The sequence below is a fragment of the Acuticoccus mangrovi genome, from assembly GCF_016411865.1.
Taxonomy (GTDB): domain Bacteria; phylum Pseudomonadota; class Alphaproteobacteria; order Rhizobiales; family Amorphaceae; genus Acuticoccus; species Acuticoccus mangrovi.
On record NZ_JAEKJA010000040.1, the window covers coordinates 21,305 to 28,941 of the forward strand.

A 7,637-nucleotide genomic window follows, 5' to 3' on the forward strand; every position below is an offset into this window, starting at 1 on the left:
CCGATGCAGCGCGACCAACAACCTCGTTCCGACGCCGCCGCCCCCCCGATCCTGGAGGTGCGCAACCTGGTCGTGGCCTTCCACGGTCTCGCCGGAACGCTGCGGGCCCTCGACGACGTGTCCTTTTCCATCGCGCCGGGGGAGATCCTCGGCGTTGTCGGGGAATCGGGGGCGGGCAAGTCGCTCACCGGGGCGGCCGTGATCGGCCTTCTGGAGCGGCCGGGCCGCATCGACGGCGGCGAGATCCTGCTCGCGGGCCGGCGGATCGACAACCTGCCGCACGCGCAGATGCGCAAGGTGCGCGGGCGCGAGATCGGGGCGATCTTCCAGGACCCGCTCACCAGCCTCAATCCGCTCCTCACCGTGGGCGAGCAGCTCACCGAGACGATCGCCACCCACCTCGCCCTGTCGGCGAAGGCGGCCCGGGCGCGCGCCGTCGAGCTGTTGGCGGAGGTCGGCATTCCGGCGCCGGCCAACCGGATCGACGACTATCCGCACCACTTCTCCGGCGGCATGCGCCAGCGCGTGGTGATCGCGCTCGCCCTGTGCGCCAACCCCAAGCTCGTCATCGCCGACGAGCCCACCACGGCGCTCGACGTGTCGGTTCAGGCGCAGATCCTGGAGCTCATCCGCCGCCTCGGCCGCGAGCACGGGACGGCCGTCATGCTCATCACCCACGACATGGGCGTCATCGCCGAGACCGCCGACCGCGTCGCGGTGATGTATGCCGGCCGCGTCGCCGAGATCGGGCCGACGCGCGAGATCATCGAGACCCCGCATCACCCCTATACGGTCGGCCTCATGGGCTCGGTGCCGGTGATCGGGGAGGACGCCGAGGACCTCGTTCAGATCGACGGCAGCATGCCGCGCCTCAACGCCATTCCCCCCGGCTGCGCCTTCAATCCGCGCTGCGGCGAGGTGATGGGGCGCTGCCTCTCCCAACGCCCCGGCCTCATGCCGGCGGGCCGCTCGCAGGCCGCCTGCTGGCTGATGGACACCGTGACCGGGGACGCCGCATGAGCGAAGACATCCTTGCCCCCGTCCTCGAGGTCGACAACCTCCACAAGTGGTTCGACGTTTCGAAGCCGCCGCTGCAGCGCCTCATCGAGCGGCTGCCGCGGCAGACGCTGAAGGCGGTCGACGGCGTCTCCTTCCGCATCGAGCGCGGCACCACCTTCGCCCTCGTCGGCGAGTCGGGGTGCGGCAAGTCCACCGTCGCCCAGGCCGTGGCCGGGCTCCACAAGCCGACCCGCGGCGCGATCTTGTTCGAGGGGATCGACCGGGACCTGCCGCGGCCGGACGGCTCGCGGCCCGAGCTGCAGATGATCTTCCAGGACCCGTTCGCCTCGCTCAACCCGCGCTGGCGGGTGCGCGACATCATCGCCGAGCCGCTGCGGGTGCACCGGCTGACGCGGAGCCGGGCCGAGACGCGGGCGGCCGTCGCCGAGCTTCTGGAGCAGGTGCGCCTATCGCCCGCCGACGGGGAGAAGTACCCGCACGAATTCTCCGGCGGCCAGCGCCAGCGCATCTCCATCGCCCGCGCGCTCGCCAACAAGCCCAAATTCCTCGTCTGCGACGAGCCGACCTCGGCGCTCGACGTGTCGGTGCAGGCGCAGATCCTCAATCTGATGAAGCGCCTTCAGCGCGAGCTCGGCCTCACCTACCTGCTGATCAGCCACAACCTCGCCGTGATCTACCACATGGCCGACGAGCTCGGCGTGATGTATCTCGGCCGCCTGGTGGAGACCGGGCCGGCGCGCGAGATCTTCAACCGGCCGCGCCATCCCTATACCCAGCTCCTCCTCGACACGATCCCCGACATCTCGCTCGACCGCCCGCACCGCACCTTCCTCAAAGGCGAGGTGCCGAGCCCGATCGCGCCGCCGCCGGGCTGCACCTTCCACCCTCGCTGCCCGCACGCCAACGACCGCTGCCGCACCGAGCCGCCCCGCCTCGAGAGCTTCGGCGGCGTCAAGGTCGCCTGTCACGCGGTGGGGGAGGGGCGCATCGTCCCCGCCGTGCGCGAGTGGCGCCCCGCCGCCCGTCGCACTCCCGTTCGCCGCGTCTCCCCCGTGGCGCGACCCGCATGAGCTTCCTCCTCCGCCCGATGACCCGAAAGGACCCTGCATGAGAATCGGCCTTCTCTCTCTGATCGGTGCAAGCCTGTTGGCTATGCCCCTCACCGCCACCGCGAAGGACTTCACGTGGGCCTTCCAGGGCGACGTCCAGGAAATGGACCCGCAGGCGCGCCGCGAGACCTTCACCACCTCCGTGATCAACAACATCATGGAAGGGCTCGTGCGCTACGATCAGAATCTGCGCATCGAGCCGGCGCTCGCGACCTCGTGGGAGCTGCCGGAGCCGAAGCGCTGGCGGTTCCATCTGCGCGAGGGCGTCACCTTCCACAACGGCAACCCGTTCACCGCCGACGACGTGATCGTGACCTACGAGCGTGGCAGCAGCCCCGATTCCTTCTTCCGCGGCGGCCTCGCCAACATCACCGGCATGGAGAAGGTCGACGACTACACCGTCGACGTGACCACCGACGTGCCCTATCCGCTGCTCCTCAACGACCTCACCAACATGCTCATCTTCGACCGCGAGTGGCTCGAAGAGCACGACGCGTTGAATCCGGTGAACCCCGCCAAGGGCGAGGACGGGTATACGATGCGTCACGCCATGGGCACCGGCCCGTTCAAGCTCGTGGAGTATCGGCGCGACGATCGCACCGTGTTCGAGGTCAACGAGGACTGGTGGGACAACGCCAACAAGGTGCACAACCTGACCCACGTCGTGTTCCGGCCGATCTCCTCCGACGCGACGCGCGTCGCCGCCCTCCTGTCGGGCGAGCTTGACCTGATGTTCCCCGCACCGCTGCAGGACATCGACCGCATCAACGCCACGCCCGGCTACAAGGTCATCGAATCGCCCGAGCTGCGCACGCTCATGATGGGCTTCGAGATGGGCGACGACGAGCTGCACAACTCCAATATCAAGGGCAAGAACCCGCTGAAGGGCCTCAAGGTGCGTGAGGCCATCATGCAGGCGATCGACATCGACCTCATCGTCGACAAGGTGATGCGCGGCCATGCGATTCCGGCGAGCGTGATCATGCCGAAGGCGCTCAACGGCTACGACGATCGCCTCGACGGCCGCCTGCTGCCCTACGACCCCGCGGCCGCCAAGGCGAAGCTCGCCGAAGCCGGCTATCCGGACGGCTTCTCGATGGGCATGGACTGCCCCAACGACCGCTACGTCAACGACGAGGAGGTCTGCGTCGCGATCGTGGCGATGCTCGCCCGCGTCGGCATCGAGGCCAAGCTCACCGCCCAGACCCGCGCCAACCACTTCCCGAAGGTGCAGGCCGGCGAGTCCGACTTCTGGATGCTCGGCTGGGCCGCCTCGACCACCGTCGACGCCCACAACTTCCTCAACTCCATCATGGTGACGCCGGACGGGGTGAAGGGCGCCTACAACCCCGGCAACTACTCGAACGCCCGCGTCGACGAGCTGGAGCCGCTCATCGCCCAGGAGACCGACCCGAAGAAGCGCGCCGACATGATCTATGAGGCGTTCAAGATCCATAAGGAAGAGATCGGCCACCTGCCGCTGCACACCCAGACCAACGTGTGGGCCGTGCGCGACGGCATCGAGGTGGTGCAGCCGGCGAACGGCGTGCTGCCGCTGATGTACGTCCACATCGACGACTGACGACTGACACCTGAGGAGCCGGCGCCCGTCGCCGGCTCCATTCTTCTCTCCCCCGCCGCTTCGATTGTCGATGTCCCGCCCGTTCCCGCCGGGACGCTCGCGAAGGATCCCTGTTCGATGGCCGATATTCTCATTCGTCACGGCATTGTCGTCACCGTCGATCCCGAGCGACGGGTGATCGAGGACGGCGCCGTCGCCATCACCGGCAACACCATCGTCGCGGTGGGGCCGACGGCGGAGGTCGAGGCCGCCCACGGCGCCGAGCGGGTGATCGACGCCCGCTACAAGGTCGTCATGCCGGGCTTCGTCGATGCCCACGCCCATGCCGGTCACGGGCTGATCAAGACCATCGGCGGGGGTGATTCCAAGGTGTGGTTCAACGCCTGCTCGCAGATCTACCCGGTCGGCACCACCCCCGGCTTCTGGGAGGCGGAGGCGCGTCTGTCGGCGCTGGAGCGGCTGAAGTCGGGCACCACCACGGGCCTCTCGCTGATGGGGGGCGGCGATTCGGAGATGCGTGTCGACGATCCGCGCTACGCCGACCTCCACTGCGAGGCGAACCGTGCGGTGGGCATCCGCTCGGTGCTCGCGATGGGGCCGTGCCGGCCGCCCTTCCCGCACGACTTCAACGAGATCGTCGACGGCGTCACGACCCCGAAGACGGTCTCCTTCGAGCGGCTCTACGAGGTCTGCGAGGACGTGCTCGACCGCTGGCATGGCGTCGGCGACCGGCAGATCAACATCTGCCTGCTCGCGCCGGTCCAGCGTCGCGGCGAGCACGACGAGGTGATCGAGGAGGCCTTCGCCCAATCGGCGAAGATGCTCGAGCTCGCCCGGCGCAAGGGCGTCGTGTTCACCCAGGACGGCCACCGGGAGGGCAGCATCAAGCTCGCCCACGAGCAGTTCGGCATGCTCGGGCCCGACGTGCTCCTGTCGCACTGCATCGACCTCCTGCCGGAGGAGATCGAGCTCCTCGCCGAGCACGGCGGGAGCGTGGTGCACAATCCGAGCGCGGTGATGTCGATCCTCGGCCGCTGCCCGGTGCCGGAGCTGATCGACGCCGGCGTGACGGTCGCCATCGGCTCCGACGGCACCGCGCCCGACCGCAGCTACGACATGTTCCGCCACATGTTCCAGGCGATGCACTATCACCGCCGCCACATGCGCGACCCCCAGGTGCTGCCGGTGGGCAAGGCGCTCGAGATGGTCACCATCGACGCGGCGAAGGCGGTGGGGATGGCCGACATCGTCGGCTCGCTGGAGGTCGGCAAGCGCGCCGACGTGGTGCTCGTCGACATGCGCAAGCCGCACCTCTACCCGCTGCACATGCCGGTCTACCGCATCGCCAACTTCGCCGTCGCCGCCGACGTCGATACGGTCCTCGTCGACGGGCGCGTGCTGATGGAGGGCCGCAAGGTCGCCCATCTCGACGAGGACGCGATCCTCGACGCCGCGCAGGCCGAGATCGACGCCGCCCTCGCGCGCACCGGCACCGAGGGGCTGATGATCGAACCCGCCACGATGTGGCGCGGCTCGCACTACTGAGGAGCAACCGATGAGCCGCACCGCCATCCGCAACGTCCAATGGGTCGTCGCCTGGAACGCCGCCGAAGACCGGCACGAATATCGGCGCGACGTCGACGTGGTGTTCGAGAACGATCGCATCGTCCACGTCGGACCCGGCGACACGACGCCGGCGGACGAGACCATCGACGGCCGCTCGCTGATGGTCGTCCCGGGCCTCGTCAACATCCACACCCACGCGAGCCACATCAGCAACGGCAAGGGTCTCAACGAAGAGATCGACTCCAAGCTGATGTTCAACACCACGCTGTTCGAGATCAATCCGCTGCTGCGGCTGCGCCCCGAGTACGTCACGGCGTGCTACGAGGTGGCCGCCTGCGAGCTCGTCAAGAGCGGCTGCACCACCTTCGTGGAGATGACGAGCCCCTATCCGGAGTGGGTCGAGAACGCCAATCGTACGGGCATCCGCACCTTCATCGGGCCGGGCTTCTCCTCCTCGCGCTACTACACCCCGAACGGCCACGCGATGCGCTACGAGTGGGACGAGGCGAAGGGCAGGGAGCAGTTCGCCCGCGCCATCGAGATCGTCGACGCGCTGCGCAAGGATCCGGAGAGCCGCGTTCAGCCGATCCTCTATCCGATGCAGGTGGACAGCTGCACCGAAGAGCTGATGCGCGACGCCATCGACGCCGCCCGCGAGCGCGACCTGCCGATCCAGACCCACGCCTCGCAGAGCGTGGTGGAGTTCCGCGAGATGATGGACCGGCACGGCCTGACGCCGGTGCAGTGGCTCGCCGAGCTCGGCTTCCTCGGTCCCAAGGCCGCGCTCGGCCACGCCCTCTTCACCGACGAGCATCCGAAGCTCCACTGGCCCAACCGGGACGACCTCGCCCTTCTGGTGGAGAGCGGCACCACGGTGGCCCACTGTCCGGTGATCCAGGCCCGGCGCGGCCGGCTGCTGCAGAGCTTCTCGTCCTACATGAAAGCGGGCGTGAACCTCGGCATCGGCTGCGACACCTTCCCGTTCAACGCCATCGACGAGGTCCGCTGGGCGACGATCATGTGCAAGGTGGCGACGGAGGACACCCACTCGATCACCCTCGGCGACAGCTTCCGCGCCGCCACGGTGGGCGGGGCGAAGGCGCTGGGGCGCGACGATCTCGGCCGTGTCTCGGTGGGGGCGAAGGCGGACTTTATGCTCGTCGACATGGACCACCCCCTGATGCAGCCGTCGCACGATCCGCTGCGCAGCCTGTTCTTCTCGGCGCTGGAGCGGCCGATCCGCGATGTCTATGTGGACGGCCGGAGGGTGGTGGCGGACGGTGAGGTGCTGACGATGGATCATCGTGCCGCCGCCCACCGCCTGCACGAGGGGCAGATGCAGACGATCGCCACGATGCCGGAGCGCGACTGGGCGGGCCGTACCGTCGACGAGGTCTTCCCCCGCTGCATCCCGATGTGCCGCTGCTGCTAATCTCCGCCGCTCAGCCGTTGGGCCCCGGGCGGCCTGCCGCCTGGGCTCTGCGTTGCGTGACGTGACCCCCGCACCTCATCCAGCCGGAACCGGGATCCGAGATTGATCTGACGGCTCCTGGCCGTCAGGCTTGACGTTGCCCCTTGGAGGTCCTCGTTCTGAACTGGACTCCGTCGGAAGGTGGAGTGCTCCCCGACGTGCCCCCACGGGAGGGTAAAGTTTTCCGGCTGTCATCGGCACACCGGGCTGGGTTCGGGTGCCAATTTCATCAGCGCTGCCGGGACCTTGTTCCCGATCGCGCCATGGGGCCGTTCCTCGTTGTAGTCTCTACGCCAAGCCTCCAACTTTTCGGCCGCGTCGGCAAGGCTGAGGAACCAGTGGGCGTTCAGGCATTCCCCCCTGAGCCGCGCGTTGAACGCTTCGATGTAGGCGTTGTCGGTCGGCTTGCCGGGACGGGAGAAGTCGAGCGTGACCCCGCGACGGTAGGCCCACAGGTCCATGTCGCGTGACACGAACTCGGTTCCCTGATCGACCCGGATTACCTTCGGCGTGCCGATCGCGGCGCATACCCGTTCCAGCGTCGCCACCACGTCCTCACCGCGATAGCTGAACCGCGCATCGAGCGCGGGGCAGTAGCGGGAGAAGGTGTCCACCACGGTCAGAACCCGCAGCTTCCGCCCCGTTGCGAGCTGGTCGTGGACGAAGTCCATGGCCCATACGTCATTGGGTCGGACCGCGTCCGTGCGGTCCTCGCGCAGCTTCGCCTTCACTCGCCGCCGCGGCGTCTTGTTCCTCAGCTGCATGCCCATCTCCTTGTAAAGACGGTAGATCCGCTTCGCATTCACGTCCCAGCCCTCGCGGCGCAGCAGGACGTGCACGCGTCGGTAGCTGAAGTGCCCCCCATTTCGACCGGACAGCTGGCGTAAGC

6 protein-coding genes are annotated in these 7,637 nt (G+C 68.2%); 5 read left to right on the forward strand and 1 reads right to left on the reverse strand.

What is annotated here, in order from left to right; genetic code table 11:
• Positions 1-3: 3 nt before the first annotated feature.
• The 5 genes from JCR33_RS24075 (at position 4) to JCR33_RS24095 (ending at position 6,709) form a co-directional block, all read left to right on the forward strand.
• Complete coding sequence (locus JCR33_RS24075; protein WP_198884697.1) at positions 4-1,020, forward strand: ABC transporter ATP-binding protein; 1,017 nt, start codon at positions 4-6, stop codon at positions 1,018-1,020.
• On the forward strand, positions 1,017-2,090 hold the full coding sequence (locus JCR33_RS24080) for an ABC transporter ATP-binding protein (RefSeq protein ID WP_198884698.1): 1,074 nt from the start codon (positions 1,017-1,019) through the stop codon (positions 2,088-2,090). Before JCR33_RS24075 ends, JCR33_RS24080 begins: the two co-directional genes overlap by 4 nt.
• A 37-nt stretch (positions 2,091-2,127) precedes the next feature.
• Positions 2,128-3,711, forward strand: coding sequence for an ABC transporter substrate-binding protein (locus JCR33_RS24085; RefSeq protein ID WP_211110557.1), 1,584 nt, complete (start codon positions 2,128-2,130; stop codon positions 3,709-3,711).
• Between the two features lie 117 nt (positions 3,712-3,828).
• The gene (locus tag JCR33_RS24090) at positions 3,829-5,256 is read left to right on the forward strand and encodes an amidohydrolase family protein (protein WP_198884700.1); all 1,428 of its coding nucleotides are present in this window, start codon (positions 3,829-3,831) and stop codon (positions 5,254-5,256) included.
• Between the two features lie 10 nt (positions 5,257-5,266).
• On the forward strand, positions 5,267-6,709 hold the full coding sequence (locus JCR33_RS24095; RefSeq protein WP_198884701.1) for an amidohydrolase family protein: 1,443 nt from the start codon (positions 5,267-5,269) through the stop codon (positions 6,707-6,709).
• Between the two features lie 230 nt (positions 6,710-6,939).
• Here the strand turns inward: JCR33_RS24095 and JCR33_RS24100 are convergent.
• Positions 6,940-7,637: IS3 family transposase (locus JCR33_RS24100; RefSeq protein ID WP_198884702.1), on the reverse strand; the 698-nt coding region annotated here is incomplete at its 5' end.